General features: G+C 57.6%; 3 protein-coding genes. All 3 read right to left on the bottom strand.

Annotation, left to right across the window (positions count from 1 at the left end; translation table 11 throughout):
- Window positions 1-43 precede the first annotated feature (43 nt).
- Window positions 44-304 carry a DUF2164 domain-containing protein gene (locus tag ACIP1X_RS28930; RefSeq protein WP_053116588.1) on the bottom strand — a complete coding sequence of 87 codons (261 nt, stop codon included), beginning with the start codon at window positions 302-304 and terminating at the stop codon, window positions 44-46.
- Window positions 305-943: an imidazole glycerol phosphate synthase subunit HisH gene (gene hisH, locus ACIP1X_RS28925; RefSeq protein ID WP_007909206.1), complete on the bottom strand. Its 639-nt coding sequence runs from the start codon at window positions 941-943 to the stop codon at window positions 305-307. It lies immediately after the preceding gene.
- The coding region (gene hisB, locus ACIP1X_RS28920; RefSeq protein WP_400755980.1) for an imidazoleglycerol-phosphate dehydratase HisB at window positions 943-1,428 on the bottom strand (486 nt) is incomplete at its 5' end. The genes hisH and hisB, both read right to left, overlap by 1 nt.

Genomic DNA, 1,428 nt, shown 5'->3' with positions numbered 1-1,428 from the left:
TCTGGCAAACCTTCAAATTTGAATGTTCAGCTTGGCTCGGAAATCAGTTTTTCTCGAGCGCCCACAGGTCGCTTTCGATGCTTTCAAACCGCTCTTTGAGGTGGGTCTGAACATCGAAAATCGCCCTGTTGTAATAGTGCGGAGCAATTTCGCGGGTAAACAGCTCAAGAATTTCACCCGCTTCGAACGATCCCAGATCGAGTTCGAAACGGTCTTCCATGAACCGCTGAATCTTGCGATTGGCCTCGTTCTCCTGTTCGGGAGTGAGGGTCAGAATCGGCGGTTTGGTTTTCTTGGCGGCCATTTACCAGCGACCGTCCCACGCCGCGAAATTCTGCAGCAACTGCAGGCCATGGGTATGGCTTTTCTCCGGGTGGAACTGCACGGCGAAGCGCGAGCCATCGGCCAGCGCCGCAGCGAAATCGACACCGTAATGACCGCCACCAACCACTTGCCGCGCATTGGCGGCAGCGATGTAGTAGCTGTGCACGAAGTAGAAACGCGCCATGTCCGGAATGTCATGCCACAACGGGTGGCTGACCTTCTGCTTCACTTCGTTCCAGCCCATGTGCGGGACTTTCAGGTGCTCGCCGTCTTCGTGCAGGTCTTTGCCGAAGAACTTCACTGCGCCCGGAAACAGGCCGATGCAGTCAACGCCATCGTTCTCTTCGCTGGTGTCGAGCAAGGCTTGCATGCCGACACAGATGCCGAGGAACGGACGATCCTGGCTGACTTCACGCACCAACGAGTCGAAACCGAGGCGACGGATCTCCGCCATGCAATCGCGAATCGCGCCAACACCGGGGAACACCACGCGGTCAGCTTCACGAATCACCGCCGCATCGCTGGTGATCAGCACTTTACCGGCGCCGACGTGCTCGAGGGCTTTGGCCACCGAGTGCAGGTTGCCCATGCCGTAATCGATAACTGCAACCGTCTGCATTACAGAACGCCTTTGGTCGATGGCATTTGCCCGGCCATGCGCTCATCCAGCTCGACGGCCATGCGCAGCGCGCGGCCGAAAGCCTTGAACACGGTTTCGATCTGGTGGTGGGTGTTGGTGCCGCGCAGGTTATCGATGTGCATGCTGACCAACGCATGGTTGACGAAGCCCTGGAAGAATTCCTGGAACAGGTCAACGTCGAAACCACCGACGGTGGCGCGGGTGTACGGCACGTGCATCTGCAGGCCTGGACGACCGGAGAAGTCGATGACCACGCGTGACAGCGCTTCATCGAGCGGCACGTAGGCATGACCGTAGCGACGGATGCCTTTTTTATCGCCGATGGCTTTGGCAAATGCCTGGCCGAGGGTGATACCGACGTCTTCCACCGTATGGTGGTCGTCGATATGCAGATCGCCCTTGCATTCAATATCCAGGTCGATCAACCCGTGACGGGCGATCTGATCCAGCATGTGCTCAAGAAA

Origin of the sequence: Pseudomonas sp. NPDC088885, from assembly GCF_044750025.1 — a bacterium.
GTDB classification, from domain to species: domain Bacteria; phylum Pseudomonadota; class Gammaproteobacteria; order Pseudomonadales; family Pseudomonadaceae; genus Aquipseudomonas; species Aquipseudomonas rustica.
Note: the sequence above shows the minus strand (reverse complement) of the source record. Positions and strands in the feature narration are given on the sequence as shown.